Below are 18,920 nucleotides of genomic sequence, written 5' to 3' on the forward strand. Positions count from 1 at the left end.
GCGCGGTGATCCTGCGGTGGAGTCGCCGGTTTGTTGTCGTCATCGCCGTGACGTTCCTAGCTGCTGTCGGTTCTGGTGAGTTAGTCGCCGGAGCTGTGGTTCCGCCGGTGATCGACACCGCAGCGGTTCCGGCGGACACCGTGGGGCCCGAACAACCGATGCGTCAAACGGTCGACTGCCAGACACCGGGAGTGCTGCCTGGCTCGAATTTTGCCGACCCGCAACCAGCGTGGAAGCTATTGAACCTCGATGCTTCAAGGGCTTTCGCTACCGGTGCAGGCATCACCGTGGCCGTAATCGACACGGGGGTCACTGCGAATCCTCGCCTGCGTGGATTGCGGCCCGGCGGGGACTACGTGACTGACGGTGACGGACTGGCTGACTGTGATGCTCACGGCACCCTGGTCGCCGGTCTGATCGGGGCGGCCCCGGTCCCGGGTGATGGTTTCGTGGGTGTGGCGCCGGATGCGACGTTGATCAGCATTCGTCAGTCTTCTGCGCACTACATGCTTGACAAGCCGACACAGAGTGATGATCCCAACGACACCGAGACCGGTATCGACTTGCGGGCCATGGCCCGTGCGATTGTGCACGCGGTCAATCTGGGTGCGCAGGTCATCAATATCTCGATGGTCTCGTGCATGAAAGCCGTTCGGCACGCAGATGACCGAGGCGTGGGGGCGGCGCTGCACTGGGCCGTAGCCGAACGCAACGTGGTGGTGGTGGCGGCGGCCGGCAACACTGGCGGTGACTGCCGGCAGAACCCGCCACCCCCGGGCAATGACCGGTCGTCGTGGGCGAATGTGGTCACCGTCTCGTCACCATCTTGGTGGGCCGACGACGTTCTTTCGGTCGGATCGGTAACCAATGACGGAGCGCCGTCGACCACGACTTTGCAAGGTCCGTGGGTGGACGTGGCCGCACCTGGCGAGACCATTGCCAGCGTCGGTAATTACCCCGATGGCCATCTGGTCAATGGAATGCCCGGCCAAGACCAAGTGCTCGTGCCGATCTACGGGGACTCCTACTCGGCCGCTTATGTTTCCGGCGTCGCGGCGCTCGTACGGCAGAAGTATCCGGAACTGAACGCCTATCAGGTGATGAATCGGATCAAAGCCACCGCCCACGCCGGCCCCACCACCCCGGACCCCGTGGTGGGATGGGGCGTAGTGGATCCGCTGGCTGCACTGACGTGGAATGTTGCCGACCCAGCGCCGGCGCGGCCAGTGAATTCCATTGTCCATCCCGCCCCGCCGCCACCGGCACCAGACTATGGGCCCCGCCGGATCGGGACCGAGGTGGCGTTGGGGATGGGCGCCGTGGTGCTGCTGGCCGTCGGCTTGCGGGCCGCTTTGCGTCGAAAGACCCGCTCATGAGTAGCCGGTCTATCACTGCCGGAAGTCAAGTCGGCAAGCGCGGCTTCACGAAGCCGCCCATGTTTGGGCTGCGCACCACCGTGGCGCGATGGGTGCTGGCGATCCTCGCTGCGATGGCGTGGACGTCCGTCACCTACGGGCGGATAAACATCGCGTTGGTCATCGGTCCGCCAATTGTGTTGGCGCTGGTCTTGTTCAGCACCGTCTACCACATTGCGATGACGCACTGGGCGGTGACGTGGTGGTCATGGCGTCGCCATCGCCGCGGCAACGTGATGGTGCCAGTGCCGCCGGCGGTGGATGTTGTCATCGGGGAAACAGTCGTTGGCGTGGTCTCCGAGAACGACCATCTGGTGACGATGATCGAGCTGCATAGCGATCCGCTGGCACCCACCGTGGTCACCGATGCCGACGAACGCACGGTGAATGTCCTCAGCGTCGCCGACTTGTCGGCGTTCGCCACCGAAGTGCTTGACGTCGCGGTCGAGTCAATAGACCTGCTCAGCGTCGGGTTTCGGGCGACCGGTGGCTTCGCTGATCTGTATCAACAGATCACCGGACCCACCGTCGCCCCCGCAGAACGTCGCAGCTGGATCGTGGTCAGGATCGGCCTGCATGACAACCTCGCTGCGATCGACCGCCGCGGCGGAGACGGACGCGCAGCCGAAAAGATTGCCGGCGCAACATGCCTGCGGATTGCTGACGCTTTGGCCAGCGCGGGAACTGATGCGCGCCCGGCCGACGCGGACAGCATTGATTCGGTCAACGAACTGTTGCATGCTGATGCGCCTCGGGCCGACCACTGGTCTTATTTGGAGAGCCTCAGTACTTACACGGGGGTTTACTACGCCGACCCAGCGCACATCGCCGAGGATGCACCGCAATGGTGGACATGGCCGCAATCGAAAACAGTAACGAGCCTAGTGCGCCTAACGCCCGACGCCGCGGGATCGATCAACATCGCCGCCCTCGTTCGCTACCGCACCGAGGCGCAGACATCGTCACCGCCGGTGTCGCGGCTCGGGCCGCTGTACGGGCAGCAAGCGCCCATGTGGCGGCAGTTTCGGGTCGGCTACTTGCCGGCCGAAACGAAGCTCCCTTCCGCGACCTTGGGCTCGGCGGACCCCATCCTTCCCTTCGGTCCGGCTGGGCCGCTGGTGGGATCGATCGGAGACCCACGCGATCACACCTCGGTACACCTGCCCTTGGCAGGCGCGGTCACCGTCCTGTGCGAATCTGCGATATTGCTGCGACAAATTGCCCTTCGCGCCAGCACCACAGGACGTCCGATGATGATCATCAGCGACGAACCTGAGAAGTGGAAACCCATTGTGTCACTCGCCGTCTCAGCAGCGTTGCTCACTGACTTCCCATCGGCATGGTCCGCCAACGACAACGACGAGGTCGAGGACGAGGACGAGGACGAGGCTTCAGTTAATACCGGTACCGCGACCCATTGGCACGAGGAATTCGGGCCGGCCGGCCTGGACCCCGAGACCGTACTGGTGATCGACACCGACAAAGATTGGCCGGACGGTCTACCCAAGGTCACCATCCTCACCAATGACGTTTCGTGCGACGCCGACATTGAACTCGTCGACACCGATGAGCAATTGGGATTCACGCTCCGGACCAGCACAGGGCTCAGCGCCACTGTGCGGTGCCCGGCCGCTCATGAAGAGCGGCGCATCCTCGGCGCCACACCCCCGACTACAACGTCGCGGAGCGCGCAGGCCGCCACGAAGACCGCTGCCGTCTATCAACTCGCCCCGGGTCGCCCACCCCAGGTACCGCAGAGGCCCGTCCTACAAGCGCCACGAGCCCAGCGGCCCAACGCCACCGCAGCACCTGCGCACTTCGACGGACGAGGCCTAACCAAACCGGTCCCGGCCCCGCCCATTCGGCCGCCCCAATCAAGCCCAAACGCGTCGCCGGCGGCCCGCCCTGCCGGAGCGCCTCCACCACGGCCTGCACTGGTTCCCCCGCCCGGCGCTGGCACGCCGCCGATTTGGCCGCAACAGCCCGGTCCCGTGGCACCCCGGCCACCGCAACCGAGTCGGCCACCGTTCCCAGGCGCTCCACGGCCACGCCCACCGGTACCTGACCCACGCCAAGCCCAACCGTCGATATCGCCGCAGCAATCGGCGAAACTGGAAGGCGGCCTGAGGGATTGGTCAGCGGCATTCACCCGAGACTCGCGGCAAGGACCAGGCGCTACTGCTCCCGCCCCCCACGGAGCGCCGGCCAACGGCCGTCACCGGGCAGCAGACGAGCAGTCCGCCCCCACCGAAACTAACGGCACCGGGCGGCACGACCACAACCGCGACGGCAACGGCGCCCCAGCTCGCCGCATTGAGGCCCCCGCCCCGCCAACCGACCGACTCGAGGAAACCTGATGGCAAAAGAGATCACCGTCGAACTTGTCGACGACATCACGGGTGAATCGGGCGCAACCACAACATCATTCGGCCTCGACGGCGTCGAATACGAAATCGATCTCGTCGATGACCACGACCTGCGCGCTAGCGTCGGGCAATGGATCGCCAAGGCCCGTCGTATCTCCGGCAAAGACTGCAGTAAACCGACAAAAGAACCGGCACGGCAGCGCCACGACATGCATCACATACGAGTGTGGGCACGAAACAACGGATTAACCGTGCCAGCACGAGGTCGTATGCCACGCTCCATCGTTGACGCCTACGACGCGTCCGGGACCAGTACCCAATAGCCGGGTGGCACTGCCACCGTGCCAGAACCAGGACCCGACCTGAAGGCTGGCTGTGTTGTCTCATGAGATTGGTTACGCCGTGACGTCGAAGCAATGGAAGTGCATGCGTTGCCCGTCGTATCCGTGCGCGTCGCCGAAATGTGACGACGCTACGACCGAGGTCGTCATCCTTGATCCACCAAATGGCCGGGAGGTCGTCGGGCGCTACCGGTGCCGGTACGGAGAGTTTGGGGACTTGCCGCAGCCTCTGCCGGCCGGCCCTCCGCCGCCAGTGGCCGGGTTGTCGTGGTGGCACTACGAAGCTCGGCACATCACACTCCGCCGAGTCGACGGAAACGTGTACGTCGACATCGAACATGAAGGGCGGAAATGGACTTACCGTTGTCTGCCGGCGCACACCCGGCAGACATTCGCAGACGGGAAGCTAGGACGAACCCCAGCAGGTTTCGACGTGGCAATACTTCCCGACTAGGCGTCGTTACGTGTCACCAATGTCCCGAGACCGCGGCTAGCTGAAATACCCGAACGGCCTCAGCATCCGCGACAACCCTGGGGCAGGGCGGCCAGGCTCGACTGCCGTTGCTAAATGCGGTGGTCGGAGCCATTTCGACGCCCAAGGGGTCCTCTTGAAAACCCTCTGAGTGGCGACAAGCGTTGTTGCCATGGCGAAAACCCACCACAGCAACGACACTGCGCCCGCGATCGCCGAGCATGCATCAGCTGTTGACGAGTTGCCAGTTCTGCGGCGCCCCGCAACCTACTTCTGGGCCGTCCTGGTCTTCTCCACGTTCACCTCGATCGCCGCGAGCGTCACCCACGCACTCCTGAACGCCCGCGGTGGGTCGGTAGTCCTGTTGTGCGTGGCCGGCGTGATAGCTGTGACACCACCGGTGGGAATGCTGCTGGCAACCCACGGGGTCGGTCTACTCGCCCGGGCCGGCAGATCGGCCCTAGTCCAATTGCGAGCACTCATCGCGATCGCGATCGCCATCACCATCGACGCCCTGGCGTTCCGACTGAACTTCGACAGCCTGCGATCGCTGGCTATCACCGGAGGAATCCGGCCTGACATCGCCTGGATTTGGCCAATCGTCATCGACCTCGGTATAGCGCAGGCCACCATGGCCCTGCTCACACTGCATCATCCCAACCCAGCTCGAGCGCGGCGCGCGGTCCAGCTCGAGTCCGAACCCTCCATGCCGTTCGCAGAACCGCACCATGTCGCCGAACTCGCGCCGAAGCAACCGATTGACGAACGGATCGAGGACGCGGGAAATGCACTCGAAGGTGAACTCGCACACCACACCGACGAGGTAACGCCGCCCGGAAACATTCAGGACATCAACACCTTTCACCGCCACGGCGCACCCTCACCCGCTCATCTCGCAGCTCTCAAAGAAGACCCTGAACCCGTTGTCGCAGACGGGTGGGTGGACGTCGCCGAAACCCTCATCCGAGAAAAGGTGACTGTCAAATCTGTCGACGAAACGGCGGAGGTTCTACGGCTGTGGGACCGCGGTGTAGCGACAACCACCATCGCGTCACAGACCCGCGTTCACCGCGACACAGTCGCAAACATTATTCGTGCTGCCGAATCGCTGTTGTCCACCGCTAGCCGTCGACGGGCCTAGAAGGAACGGGAGCGTGACCACCGTGACATTCGGCATCCCACGGCCACAAGAGCATTCAGCGAGCGTCACCTCGAGCGCCGGAGACACGGTCGAGGAAATGCAGCTAGCAGTGATCGCCACGCTGCATCAGCCCGTGAGGTCGATGATGCCGGACCGGGACCTCGGCGCACCGACCTGCGGCGAGTGCACGGGAAGTCGATGGCCGTGCTCGACCGCGCTGCTGCTGGGGGAGTGGCCACAGGGCGGCGCACACACCAGCGCTCCGACAGTCGTCATTCCAAATAGAAACCGCGCAGCTGAAATCCGCCTCGCTGCGATCGCCGCGCTGCATCAGCCGGTAAGTAACCCCGGACCGCTGGGAGCGTTAACCGGACCGGTGTGCCCGCAGTGCGCTCGATCGCCCTGCGCCACCGAGCGAATTGCGCAGCACTGGCCAGACCGTGCGCCATCGTCAGCCACCGAATGTGGCCATCCGCGCCCCATTCCAGCCTCCTGAACGGATCACGTCGCATGACCACCCCGCCCAGCGCCCGTCACACCGACGCAGGTGTCACCGTGCATCTGCCGGTCCTGATCGTCGGATTGCGATGGTTGTTCGACACCGAACAACCCAGCACGGCGGTCTGGCATCCTGCGGATGCCACCGTGCTCTCCACTGATGACCGCATCTTCAGTTTCACGGCCTCGCGCGCAGACGGCCACGGAGAACTGACCGTCCGCATAGCCGATGGCTACCCGGACGCCGCCCTAACTCAAAGGGAGATAACGGGTTTCATCGACATTCTTGACGGCATGAACGAAGACGTCATCGATGTCAGTGCGGCGCCCGGCCGCACCAGTTGCACGCTGATCCTCGGACGTTTCGTGCACCCGTCGTTGCTTGCCGCCGTTGCACGCCATCACGCCCCCTGCGGTATACACACGGAAATATCGCTGGGCCGGTGCACGCAGTGCGCCGATCTGGCTGACCGAGCGATAAGCGTGGCCGACCTTCATCAGCAGGCCCTTCGGCGGCGATCGCCCACCACAGTCAGAGCGCGTGCAGCCGGCGCTCCTCGATATCGACTGCGTTCCACGCGGCCGATATCCGCTTGTCGTACAACCACATCCACCACGCCCACGTCTGAATAGCACCGGCCCAACCCACCCGAAAATGGAGTCCCCATGACCGTCCCCACCCTCACGTGCAACGATCCAGCACCCGCACAGAAGTCGCGCGGCCGCCACCGCGCCAATCCCACTAACCTTCCCGTGCAGCAACTCACGGTCACGGGCACCTGCAGGCAGCACCGCGCAGGTGGGGCGCTCACTGCGCGGGGCGCTTCGCCATTGAAAACGGCGGTGATCCTCAGCGCAACAACGATGATCGCTCTGGCCCCGTTGGAAGCACAAACCTTCGGTTCGCACCAGTTCGCTGTGCCCACAGTGGCCGTGCCGAATGTGCATCTAACAGCGCTTATCTCGCCGGCCGACATCGATGCCCTTGTCGCCAATCTCAACGCAGACCTCAGCGGCACCTCCGCGACGGTGACCTCGCTGGCTGCCGTACCGGGTCAGACCCTTCAGCAGGCCCTGATCACCGCCGCAGGGGTGAACAACTCGCTGTGGAACAGCATGATCAGCAGCTCGACCAACGCGGTTCTGACCCAGGTCCTGACCGCGCTGCGCACCTCGTCAACCAACGGTCTCACTGCGCTGGCCAGCACCGTGCGAGACATCAGTGGCACGATCGTGCTCACCACCGGACAGCTAACGAACCTGCTCAGTTCAACGCTCACCGGCTCCTTGAGCACCGCTGCGCTCGCGATCGCCAATGTCGTCAACAACCCCCTGAGCGCTGCCAGCTACATTGGGCTGCTCACCAGCCCCCTGACCATCGTTGGTGGTCTCGTCGACGCGGGCATTTCGGCGGTGGCCCATCTAGGCACCGCCGCCATATCGGGCGCGGGGTCCCTCATAACCGGGGTCACCGCCCAGATCAGCAACGCGTTGAATCTTGTCACGAACCTGATGGCTGCCGCCGAAAACCTTGTGCCCGGAGTCGCGCTCGTCGACGGCGTCATCACGGCGGCCCAAGGAATCGTGTCCGCGCCAGTGACGATCGGTGTGGCCGCCATCAACGGGCTGACCACGACGGTGACGACCGCGGCCAATACGGTGCTCTCGCGCCTGGCTTCTGGCGCCGAAGCCGTCTTGGGGACGTGGATCGGCAATGGAACCACACCCGGTGCGATCCAGAACGCCATCGCGCAAATCGGATCCGGGCCGCTGAGCCCAGCCAGCTACGCCTCCGCGCTGAGTTCCCTTGTGGGAGCAGGAATCGCGACGGGTGCGCAGCTGACCCAAACCGTGAGCTCGCTCGCCTCGGTGCCTTTTAAGGCCGGCGCCAACCTCACCCAAACCGGTGCCAATATGCTCACAGCCTTCATCTCCGCCACAGGTACCATCGCCACGGGTATAGCCCAGGCCGCCGGCTTGCCGCCGATCGTCACCGGCTTGCCGGCGGCGATGGCGGGCACGCTCATCACGACCATCAATGTGGCCACTTCGGTCCTGACGGCCGGACTAAACACGGTAGCCGCGGTACTGGACGCGGGCTCCTCGATTACCGGTGCGGTGCTTGGCACGGCAGCGGCGACGCCAGCGTCGGCCATCCCCACCAAGACGCTGACCGCCAAAACTTCAGCCACCGCAGCCACGGACACCGAATCACCCGCCAGCACAGCCATATCCACCCCAACGAACAAACCATTGAGCACGGCGTCGACCACGGCCAAGACCTTGGCCAATACCGAAGTAACCACTGTGGCCGCCGCTAGCGACCATGGATCGATAACGGCCGCCGCCTCGCCGACGATCCCCAGCGCTGACCCGAAAAAATCAACGCCAACCGAAGACAGCACAGTGCAGCCGGCGTCCTCGGCCGCCAACCCCATCACCTCTCATGATGCCCCCGTCAGAAGCACCGCGACGACTACGAAGGGCGACCACACCGCGGCCGGCACCGCCAACCCGAGCGACGCCCGACCAAAGAGCCCCGACAACGGCAAAACCGTGGAGTCAGCGAAACACGCCAGGACCGCGGACGGTTCCACCACGGCGCCAGCCGGCGCGAAGACCACCGCCTCTAACGCGAGCTCGGGCAAGCATGCGGCCGCGGAACCCGGACCCTCGCCTGCACACGCGACAGGCTCAGCGTCAAATCACCGGTGAGCACCCCATGAACAGGATCGATCCCGAGCCGTGCCTAACCCCCGGAGCCGGCTCTGGATCGATCCTCCACCTTCACTGCGTCTCCCAAATCATCACTGCGGCAATGAAACAAAGGACCATCCATGACCGTGGGAACCCCCAGCGCGGGAAGCAGAAGCAACCGGCACGCTTCACACCAGCGCGTTCGCGGCGTGGTAGCCGTGCATCCATCTGCCACACGTCGGCGGCAGGCAAGCTGCACCTGCGGCTGGCGTGGCCCACGGCGTTGGTGGCTGCCGTCGGCGGCTGCCACCGATGCGCACTGGCATGCCGCGACGACAGGATGCATGCCGGCCCGACCGCTCGTGCAGAGAACTGTGATTCATCTGCGTCTAGCTCAATGCCGTTGCGCTGCAAGCGTTCGATGACCTCACATGCGAGACGGCGAGTGGCTGTCCTTTCGGCCCAACGAAACTCGGCCTGTACGGTCCATTCTTCATCCCACAGGGAAAGTCAACTATCAGGTGAGACTATTCAAAGAGATTCGCCGCACTCGGCCAGCAACATCTGAGCGAGCAAGGCGTCATCGCTGCCTTCGGAGGCCTCGGCTAGAACGTTTCGCGCGAACCGGGCGGCGCCAGCGTTGCAAGGCTGAGCAGTCGCCGTTTCCGGATGGGGTGCTTGGATGTTGGTCATTCCATCGGCTCCGATTCGGCTCTGCAGTGCTGTCGGTCAATCATGGCCAAGGTGACAATCGGCCGCTATATCTAGCGTACGCTGCAATTCAAAATTCAGCGTTGAACAGTCCGATGCGGCACTCGTCGCGTGTAGCGACGATCAGCAGGCGGCTAACCCAGGGGCGCAATGGCCTTGTACGCCAAGCGGATGCGGCGGGCATCGCCGTCAATCGCACCCACGCCCTGACGGGAATCGCCCGCACAACCGTCTACCCCATCCTGGGCGCAGGTCAACCGCGGGACGCTAAGCCAAATCCGAGAAAGAAGCGCGCGGCGAGGAGGCTGACCCGATGACCTCCCAGACCCTGTCGGATCCGGCGGCCGCCGCGTGGATCGTGGCTGGGCGCCCGTCCATCAGTGGCGCCCCGGCGCCGGTGCCCGGCATCTGCGGGCGCTGCGGCGCGGAGGCGGCCACTGTGACCACGACGCGCATTTTCAGTTCTAACTTTGCCGGGTACGGCGCTTGGCCGTATGGGTTTCGGCGACTGTGCGTTGCGTGCGCGTGGGCGTACAGCCGCAAACCGGTCACCGCGCTGCCCATGGTGATCACCACGGCGGCTGTCACCGAATACCCGGACGGCCGAGGCCTGGCCGCCACCTTGACGGCAGGACCACTACCGGTGTCCACCGCCGCGGTGCTGCCCGTCCGAGCGCTACGCAAACAGCGCTATGTCCTGCCCACCGCGCAATGGGGACATCTGGCCATCGACCGAATCGTTTTGCCCTGGAACGCCGCCGCGGCCCGGCGACTGGCTGATGTGTCGTGGCTGCGGCACGAGATAGGGGCGCAGATGAACGATCTTGCGCGGTCAGCGCCACCAGGGCGGCTGCTGCTGAATCAGACTCGAGGCCAATGGTCGCGCATCGTGGCAGCATGGTCGGGACTGGAGCCCTGGCGGGTGATTCCCGAGATGTGGCTTGCCGCACGAGAAATCAGCGATGCCGCATGATCGCCGGGGCGGGTAGCCCACGACGGCCGGCCGACACGGATAGTGTGGTGCCGGTGTCCGTAACCGATGGGGTACAGGCGCTGCCGCCGTCGCGGCGGTGGCAAGAACTGGTCGTCAAAGATCTGGGCCGACTCGATCCCGCCGCCGACACCGCCGAGCGATTGCTATTGCACCTGCACTATGCGATCGACTGGGGCCGCAGTTGGGTAAAGGACTACCTACCTGACTACTGGGATAGGCACCTGCCCGAACGGGTGCTGCTAGCGGCCTATCAAACCACCACTTTGGACGCGTGGTGGTCGTTCGCCTGCCGCGAACTGGGAGCCGCATCGCCCCGGTACGACGACAGACGGCGGGAAGTAGCTGCGCTGCTGCGTGATCCCGCTGGCGCGAAGGTGATCGACATCTTCCACACGGATCTGCTGGCCCTGGTGATGAGGACCCAAATCATCGCCGATGCTGTTGACCGACAACGTAAAGGAGCTCTCTAAGGTGGCCGGTGCTCCGCTGCTGACGATCCGCTGGGACCTGGACATCACCGCGATGTCCTCGATCGTGCACCGCTCGAGTCGCGCTCGCAGCGACACCGGTATCACCACCGTGTTCAACCACGTCAGCATCGTCGCCGCCGACGGTCACAGCATCGCCAGAGTGCCGATGGTTTCAGGGAACTCGCTGCGCGGAGTGTTGCGCCGTATCGGAGAAGACCTGACCGCCGGCGTCCTCAACTACGAGCAGGAACTGCCGCTGCCCGCAGCGCACCTGCTGACCAACGGCGGCAGCCTGGCCAAGGCGGCAGTCCAGTTGACCAGTGAACGCGAACGTGCGCTCAAAGAACTGCTGCCCCAGATCGCGGTGTTCGGCGGAACGGCCTCAGCACGGCTCATGTCCGGGCTGTTGGGCGTCGGCGATGTCATCCCGGTGACCGCCGAAACGGCGCACATCCTGCCGCGTCGACCCGAGACGGTGCACGAACTGCCGCGCACTGCCGAATATTTCACTCACCTGTCGGACTATCGGCCCCGCGGCGATGCGGCGCCGCTGTTCGACAACGACACCAGTGGGGATGACGCCACCAGTCCGCTGGGTCGATTCGGTTTCCAGACTCTGCCGGCGGGCACACGACTGCAGTCCTTCGTCGAGTTGCGCCACGCCACCGACATTCAGGCCGCATTCGTGCACGCCATCCTCCAACGATTCGCCACCCGGGGACATCTCGGCGGCCGGACGGCCGCCGGGCACGGCCGGATCCGCGCCGACCTGATCGTCAACCAGGACTACGACCAACCACCGGGACCAGACGTCGACTGGGCCAGCGCCGTCGGCAGCCGTCGCAGCGAGGCGATTGCGGCCCTGCAAGGGCTTGCCTGAACGTCGATGATCCCGCTTCTGGTCACCGCCACCACACCGCTTGGACTGGTGCTGTCCCGGCCCTGGGGAGTGCCGCTGGATGCGCTGCTGGCCGACGTGCTGTGGCAGCGATATAAATGGGCCCGCCGAGCTGCGGGGGAGTACGTCAGATACCAGCCCGAGCAGCCGCCGGAAGACCTCGACTTGCCGCTGGCACGGTGCGGCACCGACGACGACTGGCATTGGATGGCGACCTTCGCCGACCTGCACCCCCGCGGCCTGGACCCCGACATCTCCTGGCTGATGACCGCCAGCGACCGGCAACGCATCACCGACCTGTGCGGAGCCACCGGCAATGTCATCAATGACCGGTCTGGCCGCTACCAGCGGCGCACCATCCCGGTGATGACCCACCCTGCCGCCAGGGTCACATGGCGTGCGGTGGGTGACCCCGACCGGATACGGGGCTTGCTCGATGATCTGCGATCGATCGGCAAACGTCGCAGTGTCGGCAAGGGTGTGGTGGCCAAGTGGGAGGTCACCGAAACCCCTGACGTGAACGCCTGGGACGCCGGGCATTTGCACGAGCCAGGCGTCCTGGGCCGGGCCGTCCCTGTGCGCTGCCTACGTGAGGTAGCCGACGTGCAGACCGGGCCCGTGGGAATGGCCACCATCCGACCTCCCTACCACCACCAGGGAACTCGTATGCAGTCCGGCTCGCCGCCGCGATGATCGTCGGTATGCGCGCGCAGCGTGGCTGCGGTGGTTTATCGTGGACGGCACGAGATGCCAGCAAGGGCTGGGAGAAGGTGATGGGGCGGTCTCGGGACGATCGGCGACGGTCCTCCCGAGACCGCCTTCCTCTTCGAAGTCGGCGCCAGGTCCAGCCGGCGTCGCCCTGTCGCCCTGGTCGGCCTTTTACTGTTTCTGGAGTTGTCGTGGGTGCCAAGACTAACCGCCCGAACAACGAGCCGGTGGTAGTCGACATCGAAGGTGGACTGATCGGGCGACGGGGCAGCAAAGCGGCCAAGGACGTGCCACCAGATGCTCTGGATGACAAAGACTTTCAGCGGATCAGCCAGCGTATCGACGACGCCCTGCGCGACTCCGACACCTCACTGACGCGCGCTACCCGTGACCGGGACCGTGCTACCCCGCGCGATGTCAGCCAGGTGGTATCGGACCGACGTCGCGCCGGCCTTCCCGCCGACCGGGAATTCCGCTCGGCGATATCGGGCCGGCAGCGAAAGCAGCGTTCCGCGTTGAAAAATAGCGTCATTACCACCGCGCCAGAATCGCAGCGTCGCGCGATGGCGACGATGCTGACCGACGAGGACGCCGGCGAATGGCGGCGCATCAACTGGGCCCTTCACAAGCACGCCGGCAACGTGCAAGACCTCGAGGAGGCAGACCGGGCCACGGTGCAACGCCTGGACCGGATGGTGCAGTCCTACGAGCGCAACAACGACCGCACTCACCGGGTGTACGTGTCGGTGCGCATGCCCGACCGGCACGCCGACGTCAACACCGCCAAGGATCTACCGACCACGCTGGCACCCGGCGCCGTCGTCGAATTCGATCAATACACCTTGGCCCACCACAATCTGCACGAAGCGCCAGGCCACGACAACAACCGCTACGTCATTTGTGAACTGGTCACCAGCAGAGGGATGTACCTGGGGCGCAGCGACACCGTTGAAGACACCACCCATTTACTCCCGCGCGGAATGCGAACCCGGGTCGTGGCCGCTGACGGCGCACCATATGCCATCGGTTCCAATGGGTTCGGTCATCGTCTGATCGTGCAGCTGCAGGAGGTTCAGTAATGGGCGAACATTGGGTCGTGCACCCGAACCGATTCGACCCCGGCTCCGGCGGCTTTGGCGGCTTGCGCGGTATCGCCGGCGGGAAACTGCCACCGTCGCAATGCCACGCCCGCATCGGCCTGCCGCCGGCGCTGGCCGGCTTCGGCGATCCGGACGGCACCGTCACCTTCGAAGACGCCCGCTGGTCGATGGTCGTCTGCGGGGCCCGCAACTTCGCCGCCACCCACACTGCCGGCGACATCGGGGTACCCCCGTTCGATTACTTCATGAAAGGCCGATGGCACTGGTGGGACGGCACCGTCACCGACCACTCCATGCTGCACACCCCCGACGCGATCGACCACATAACCCGATTCTTGCGAGCACTGTTCCCGGGTGCCACGAGCATCGAGGTCACCGATCTGCGATGACGGGCACCCCGGCCGGGCTGGACAGACAGGCGCTGCGAACGATTCTCGCTCGGCGCCGGGGCCCCGATGCGTATCGGCCCTTGCTGGACCGCATCGCCGCACACCTGGACGCGCACGATGGATACGTCAGCTGGTCCGGCGGAAAAGACTCGACCGTCGTGCTGGATCTGGCCCGTCAAGTGGACCCGCATGTGCCAGTGGTGTTCTTCGACAGCGGATTACAGTTCCCCGAGACCATTCACTACGTCCAAGACCTCACCGACCGATGGAAACTGAACTTCCACTCGATTGCGACTGAACCGGATCTGCTGACCATGTTGGTCGCCGGCGGCGGATTCGACCATGACGCCGCCGACCGCACCCTGCCCGCGCGCCTGGTGGACGTGATGATCAACCGCCCGGCCGCCCAGGCGCACGAACGGTTCGGGCCCGGGTCGCTGTGGGGCGTGCGCAGCGATGAATCCGCAGGCCGAACGCGCCTGTACCGCAGCCAATTTGCCTCCGCTGTCGCCGCTCACCCCGAACTGTCGCGCGCCGAAGTGCGCGCCGCCCACGCGGGCGTCGTACGCCGCGTCAATGGCACCCAGACGTACGGGCCGATCTGGGACTGGGACCGCGAGCAGGTCTTCACCTACCTCGCGGGACGGAATATCGAGCCCAACCCGCTGTACGGGAAGATGGCGCGCTTGGGCGTGCCGGAACACATGATCCGCGTCGACTCGGTGATTTCTGCGGCGTTGTTGTCCAATGGGCACATCGCCTGGCTGCAAAAAGGTTGGCCGGGCCTCTACGATCAGCTCGCTACGTTTCTACCCAGGTTGCGCGAGTGGACGTAGCCACAATCCGGTAATTGCTTGTGACACAGCCATTGTCGGGTGATCTGGCGAAGTTCTCCGCGCGTGTTTATCGCACGATGATGCGCACCTGGTGGCCGCTGGACTCGAGAATCTGGGCGCGGCGGGCGGCGGCGACTTGGTGCACCGCAACAGGATAGGGCGCGTTCGTCTTGCCGCTGCGCGCGTGGGGGTAGGCCCGTTCGAACTGGTGTTGATCGGCGAACGTGATCACGGCAGTGACCCCGGCGCGCTCGACGACTTCCACATTGGCGGCGGTGGCGAGGATGAAGTCATCGAGCGCCTGGTATTCAGCGAGTACGCTTCCGCCCGGCGATTTCTTACCGGCTTCGGCGGCGCCGTATGAGTCCTTGTTGACCCCGAACAGTCGCACCGCCACAGATCTTTCGACCAGACCGACGGCGAGGCGACGTACGAGAAAATCCGCTCGCCGGCCACCATCGCGGTGCACCTCCACTTGCCGACCTTGCCGGCTCAGTTCCGCAGCGGCCCGGCCCGCGGCAACGTGCTGCAGTGTCATCGGGTAGGCCGCGCTCTCGCGGCTGGTGCGGGCCTGCGGATACTCGCGCTCAAAGGCCTCGTGGTCGCCGGCGGCGGGGATGACAACGAGGCCATCTGCGGGGGTGGACTGGGTCATCTGCGTGGCTGTGGCGGTAACAAAGGAGCCCATGAGCATCAGTTCGTTGACCAGGTGCGGTCCGATGGTCCGATCGCCGTTTTCTCGTCGCCGGTAGTTGGCCAAGTCAATGCCCAACGCCGAGGCCAGGTCCTCCTGGCTCAATCCGAGCGCTTTACGCCGAGAGACAAGGTCGAAGCGCTGATACGGAGGGCTGTCGATGGCGAGACCCCGATGACGCGTGCCCTGCGGCGATGAAGCGTTCATGGCGGCAGTCTCCTCTCATCCTTGGAGCTCTAAGGCGCACCTGCCCGGCGGACCCTATCTAGACATACATGATATCAACGCGGGCACTCGGGCGGTCCCAACCTGTCCCAACCGGGTGCAAACGCCTTCGGGCGATCGGGGTGAGGCCAGCGGGTCGTAGTGAGGCCCCTGTGTCGCGCACCTGGGTGTACGTAATGATGCGCCGGGCCCTAGTGCCCGGCAGATGGGCTAGACCGCTCCATAGAGCGCTGAGTTGGCATTACGGGTCGCGTCCGTGCAGGTGCGTAGCACTTCCAGGGTGTCGCCGCCGGCGCCCGAACAACCGGGGCCCCGGGCCAAGAGACGATTACCGCGCCCACGAGGTCGTCTGTGCTGCCGTGGTGGCGGTGGTGTTTCTCAACGAATGCCTGTGTCTCCCTCAAGATGATCACCTTGGTGCTGAGCCGCGGTCCGCGATTGCTCACTGGTGGTTCCCCCTTCCGTTTGTGCCGCTATCGCAGCACGGGGAGTGGCAACTAGTTCCGCGTCGAGAGGTGTCGGCGAGATTTGGGCGCGACGGGCTCCGAACTCACCGGCGAGCGCTCCGTCCACCCTCTCCCCTCCTAGCAGGGGCGGGGAGAGGGTGGAAGTTAATTGCGGCAGTTGGGATTTCGTCGCGAATTTGTCGGTGGCCATTAGTAGAATTAGTTCAGAAGGCCGACCGGTCAGGTCAGCCTCAGAGGCTCGTAAAGGAGCATTTTCATGCCATCTCAAACAGCTGTCGATACCAATACCTGCGACCGTTGCCTGGATACCGTAGAAGAAGCGTTAGGCAGTTATTGCCCGTGCTGTGACAATTGGTGCTGCGATAGTTGCGGATATTGCTGCGATGAAGATTCAGACGACGATGACTATTCCGATCACCGTGTGCACGGCTACGAATGGCGGCCCGCGCGATACAAGCCTAAAGGGAATTATCCGCAGGAGCCGTTGTTAGGCGTTGAACTGGAAGTAGGCGGCAACAGCCGCGAAATCGCCGATGCGGTCGAGGCTTTCGATCCTTCCGAAGATCACCTGTACATGAAGCAAGACGGGTCGATCGATGGTGTCGAGATCGTGACGCACCCGATGACCCTGGCCTATGCGCGTCGGTATCCGTTCGCTGACATGCTGGGGGAGCTGCGCCAGGCGCAATGCTATGTGAACAGCAACTACGGACTACATATTCATGTGTCCCGCAACGCATTCCAGCGCCACGGCAAGCAATCCGCGGCGCATCAAATGATGTGGCTGTTGTTCATGTATCGCAACGTTGAAGCACTTGAGGACTTGGCACGTCGGGTGTCCGATGAGTGGGCGTCGTTTAGGAAGCCCCAACCCGGTGAACTGGCCCGCAAAGCGAAGCGCATCGAACGAGATGACCGCTATGTTGCGGTGAACTGCAACAATGCCCGAACGTTCGAACTGCGTTTTTTTGCCTCGACATTGGACGAGCGCGAATTCTTCGCAGCGATCGAATTTGCCGACGCGAGCGTGCGTTATACCCGTTCGTTTGATGCGCAGGACGTGCTGCACGGTGGGGCGTTGACGTGGCCGCACTTCACAGAATGGGCGCAAAACGGGGAGTACCCGAATTTGCTAGAAGAAATCACTCTCTGACTACCAGTCTGACGACTTCAAGGAATAAAATTATGTGTATTCTTTCTTACTTGCCGCCGGGCACGCAGGCAGATTTTGAAGGGCTTTGTAATGGGGGATTGAATAATCCGGACGGCCATGGATTTGCGCTTGTGTCTCGGGGCTACATCATTACTGGTAGATACTTGAACCTAGACGAGGCGCTGACGCGGTTTGTCGAGGCCCGGAAGCGTTACCCAGATGGTCCGGCGCTGTTTCACAGTCGATGGGCAACGCACGGCGGGGTGAACATTGGCAACGTTCACCCGTTCATGGTCGGTGGTTCGCATCGAACGGTGGTGGCTCACAACGGCATATTGCCGGACGAGGCGCACCCGGCGAAAGGCGACCATCGTTCCGATACACGCAAGTTCGCCGATGAGATTTTACCCAAGCGGTTCCGGCGACTGGACCGTCCAGGTGTGCAGCGTGCGTTGTCGGAGTGGTGCGGCAAGTTCAACAAGTTGGTGATCTTGACGACAGACCCCCGGTACCGCCAGAGTGCCTATCTGGTCAACGAGGAAGCGGGACGATGGGATTCAGTGACCGGCATATGGCACAGCAATGGTGACTACCTGGAAAGCCCGAGCTGGCGGCACATCCCAGGGCAGGCGGCGTCGTTGACCTGGGAGGGGTACGAAGACCCGTGCTTGTGGTGTGCCTGCCCGGCCATCGACCGTAACGGGTACTGCCAGGAATGCCGGTCCTGTCAGGACTGCGCGGAGCACATCCGGGATTGTCTGTGCTGGTCGGATGGCAACAACGGCTCGCTGACGCTGGAGGAGTGGGAGATTCAGCTTGAGTGTTGAGTGAGCGGTGTGGGTACCGGGTGACAGTTCTCGGTACCCACACCGTTTCGGTGAAAGGGTTAACCCAGAGTCGTTGGCAGGATATGTTGTGTTTGGATTGAGGGGTGGTGCTGTGGCTCGTTGTTTGGTGCGGGCGTAGCCCGCTTTGGTGTGGAGTGTTATATGGTTGTGCTGCAAGGTGTTTGCGGTATGGGTTTGTTGCTTGCGGTTTGGTGAAAAGTGTTGGTAGTATTGATGTTATGAGCGACGGAGTCGCTTATAACGTTGAATATTGTTGGTACATAAGGAAATGTGAATAGCGGCGAAGCCGCAATAGTGACAACACGAAAGATGTTGAAATGCAAAGTAATTCGGTACAGCAGAGCAAAGGGCGTAGCCCGAGCGAAGCCAACTCGGTAACAACGAAAAAGCAACGGGCACAACATAACTCAGCTGTCAACCTCACTGACGCGGCGCTAGCCGCCGGGATGCCTTACGCCGGCGCCAGCCGGCGCTCTCCTCACGGCGAAGCCGGGGGG

The 18,920-nt window shown here is 63.8% G+C and carries 16 protein-coding genes; 15 read left to right on the forward strand and 1 reads right to left on the reverse strand.

Annotated elements, in window-relative coordinates; genetic code table 11:
* Positions 1-5 precede the first annotated feature (5 nt).
* The 13 genes from mycP to AC3WTE_RS26025 all read left to right on the forward strand — a co-directional run bounded on the left by mycP (position 6) and on the right by AC3WTE_RS26025 (position 15,036).
* Complete coding sequence (gene mycP / locus AC3WTE_RS25965; RefSeq protein WP_492442207.1) at positions 6-1,376, forward strand: type VII secretion-associated serine protease mycosin; 1,371 nt, start codon at positions 6-8, stop codon at positions 1,374-1,376.
* Positions 1,373-3,772 carry a type VII secretion protein EccE gene (gene eccE / locus AC3WTE_RS25970; protein ID WP_492442179.1) on the forward strand — a complete coding sequence of 800 codons (2,400 nt, stop codon included), beginning with the start codon at positions 1,373-1,375 and terminating at the stop codon, positions 3,770-3,772. The genes mycP and eccE overlap by 4 nt, the downstream gene beginning before the upstream one ends.
* Positions 3,772-4,104, forward strand: a complete 333-nt coding sequence (locus AC3WTE_RS25975; RefSeq protein ID WP_492442181.1) for a histone-like nucleoid-structuring protein Lsr2 — start codon at positions 3,772-3,774, stop codon at positions 4,102-4,104. Before eccE ends, AC3WTE_RS25975 begins: the two co-directional genes overlap by 1 nt.
* Positions 4,105-4,766: 662 nt before the next feature.
* Positions 4,767-5,735 (forward strand): DUF2637 domain-containing protein, encoded by a 969-nt coding sequence (locus AC3WTE_RS25980; RefSeq protein ID WP_492442183.1) that lies wholly within the window; start codon positions 4,767-4,769, stop codon positions 5,733-5,735.
* A gap of 510 nt (positions 5,736-6,245) precedes the next feature.
* Positions 6,246-6,866, forward strand: a complete 621-nt coding sequence (locus tag AC3WTE_RS25985; RefSeq protein WP_492442185.1) for a hypothetical protein — start codon at positions 6,246-6,248, stop codon at positions 6,864-6,866.
* A gap of 33 nt (positions 6,867-6,899) precedes the next feature.
* Positions 6,900-8,948, forward strand: coding sequence for a hypothetical protein (locus AC3WTE_RS25990; RefSeq protein ID WP_492442187.1), 2,049 nt, complete (start codon positions 6,900-6,902; stop codon positions 8,946-8,948).
* A 1,006-nt stretch (positions 8,949-9,954) separates the two neighbouring features.
* The gene (locus AC3WTE_RS25995; protein WP_492442189.1) at positions 9,955-10,614 is read left to right on the forward strand and encodes a hypothetical protein; all 660 of its coding nucleotides are present in this window, start codon (positions 9,955-9,957) and stop codon (positions 10,612-10,614) included.
* A gap of 53 nt (positions 10,615-10,667) precedes the next feature.
* Positions 10,668-11,105 carry a hypothetical protein gene (locus AC3WTE_RS26000; protein WP_492442191.1) on the forward strand — a complete coding sequence of 146 codons (438 nt, stop codon included), beginning with the start codon at positions 10,668-10,670 and terminating at the stop codon, positions 11,103-11,105.
* A 1-nt stretch (position 11,106) separates the two neighbouring features.
* Complete coding sequence (locus tag AC3WTE_RS26005) at positions 11,107-11,985, forward strand: RAMP superfamily CRISPR-associated protein (RefSeq protein WP_492442192.1); 879 nt, start codon at positions 11,107-11,109, stop codon at positions 11,983-11,985.
* 6 nt (positions 11,986-11,991) lie between these two features.
* The gene (locus tag AC3WTE_RS26010; protein WP_492442193.1) at positions 11,992-12,696 is read left to right on the forward strand and encodes a hypothetical protein; all 705 of its coding nucleotides are present in this window, start codon (positions 11,992-11,994) and stop codon (positions 12,694-12,696) included.
* A 206-nt stretch (positions 12,697-12,902) separates the two neighbouring features.
* Positions 12,903-13,790: a hypothetical protein gene (locus tag AC3WTE_RS26015; RefSeq protein WP_492442195.1), complete on the forward strand. Its 888-nt coding sequence runs from the start codon at positions 12,903-12,905 to the stop codon at positions 13,788-13,790.
* The gene (locus tag AC3WTE_RS26020) at positions 13,790-14,200 is read left to right on the forward strand and encodes a hypothetical protein (RefSeq protein ID WP_492442197.1); all 411 of its coding nucleotides are present in this window, start codon (positions 13,790-13,792) and stop codon (positions 14,198-14,200) included. Before AC3WTE_RS26015 ends, AC3WTE_RS26020 begins: the two co-directional genes overlap by 1 nt.
* Positions 14,197-15,036, forward strand: a complete 840-nt coding sequence (locus AC3WTE_RS26025) for a phosphoadenosine phosphosulfate reductase domain-containing protein (RefSeq protein WP_492442199.1) — start codon at positions 14,197-14,199, stop codon at positions 15,034-15,036. The genes AC3WTE_RS26020 and AC3WTE_RS26025 overlap by 4 nt, the downstream gene beginning before the upstream one ends.
* 67 nt (positions 15,037-15,103) lie before the next feature.
* Here AC3WTE_RS26025 and AC3WTE_RS26030 read toward each other — a convergent pair whose 3' ends face one another.
* The gene (locus AC3WTE_RS26030) at positions 15,104-15,937 is read right to left on the reverse strand and encodes a helix-turn-helix domain-containing protein (protein ID WP_492442200.1); all 834 of its coding nucleotides are present in this window, start codon (positions 15,935-15,937) and stop codon (positions 15,104-15,106) included.
* 741 nt (positions 15,938-16,678) lie between these two features.
* On the opposite strand from AC3WTE_RS26030, the gene AC3WTE_RS26035 reads away from it, so the two are divergent.
* Both AC3WTE_RS26035 and AC3WTE_RS26040 read left to right on the forward strand, forming a co-directional pair.
* Positions 16,679-17,575, forward strand: coding sequence for an amidoligase enzyme (locus AC3WTE_RS26035; RefSeq protein WP_492442202.1), 897 nt, complete (start codon positions 16,679-16,681; stop codon positions 17,573-17,575).
* A gap of 32 nt (positions 17,576-17,607) precedes the next feature.
* Positions 17,608-18,402, forward strand: coding sequence for a class II glutamine amidotransferase (locus tag AC3WTE_RS26040; RefSeq protein ID WP_492442203.1), 795 nt, complete (start codon positions 17,608-17,610; stop codon positions 18,400-18,402).
* Positions 18,403-18,920: the final 518 nt, after the last annotated feature.

The sequence above is a fragment of the Mycobacterium sp. FW102-FHT13B02 genome, assembly GCF_058790275.1.

Bases quoted from the DNA above. Each gene is read 5' to 3' on its own strand.
- AC3WTE_RS26035 (WP_492442202.1), top strand. From the start codon at position 16,679: ATGCCATCTCAAACAGCTGTCGATACCAATACCTGCGACCGTTGCCTG.
- AC3WTE_RS26040 (WP_492442203.1), top strand. From the start codon at position 17,608: ATGTGTATTCTTTCTTACTTGCCGCCGGGCACGCAGGCAGATTTTGAA.
- AC3WTE_RS25980 (WP_492442183.1), top strand. From the start codon at position 4,767: ATGGCGAAAACCCACCACAGCAACGACACTGCGCCCGCGATCGCCGAG.
- AC3WTE_RS25985 (WP_492442185.1), top strand. From the start codon at position 6,246: ATGACCACCCCGCCCAGCGCCCGTCACACCGACGCAGGTGTCACCGTG.
- AC3WTE_RS26010 (WP_492442193.1), top strand. From the start codon at position 11,992: ATGATCCCGCTTCTGGTCACCGCCACCACACCGCTTGGACTGGTGCTG.
- AC3WTE_RS26025 (WP_492442199.1), top strand. From the start codon at position 14,197: ATGACGGGCACCCCGGCCGGGCTGGACAGACAGGCGCTGCGAACGATT.
- AC3WTE_RS26020 (WP_492442197.1), top strand. From the start codon at position 13,790: ATGGGCGAACATTGGGTCGTGCACCCGAACCGATTCGACCCCGGCTCC.
- AC3WTE_RS26030 (WP_492442200.1), bottom strand. From the start codon at position 15,937: ATGAACGCTTCATCGCCGCAGGGCACGCGTCATCGGGGTCTCGCCATC.
- AC3WTE_RS25990 (WP_492442187.1), top strand. From the start codon at position 6,900: ATGACCGTCCCCACCCTCACGTGCAACGATCCAGCACCCGCACAGAAG.
- eccE (WP_492442179.1), top strand. From the start codon at position 1,373: ATGAGTAGCCGGTCTATCACTGCCGGAAGTCAAGTCGGCAAGCGCGGC.
- AC3WTE_RS25995 (WP_492442189.1), top strand. From the start codon at position 9,955: ATGACCTCCCAGACCCTGTCGGATCCGGCGGCCGCCGCGTGGATCGTG.
- AC3WTE_RS25975 (WP_492442181.1), top strand. From the start codon at position 3,772: ATGGCAAAAGAGATCACCGTCGAACTTGTCGACGACATCACGGGTGAA.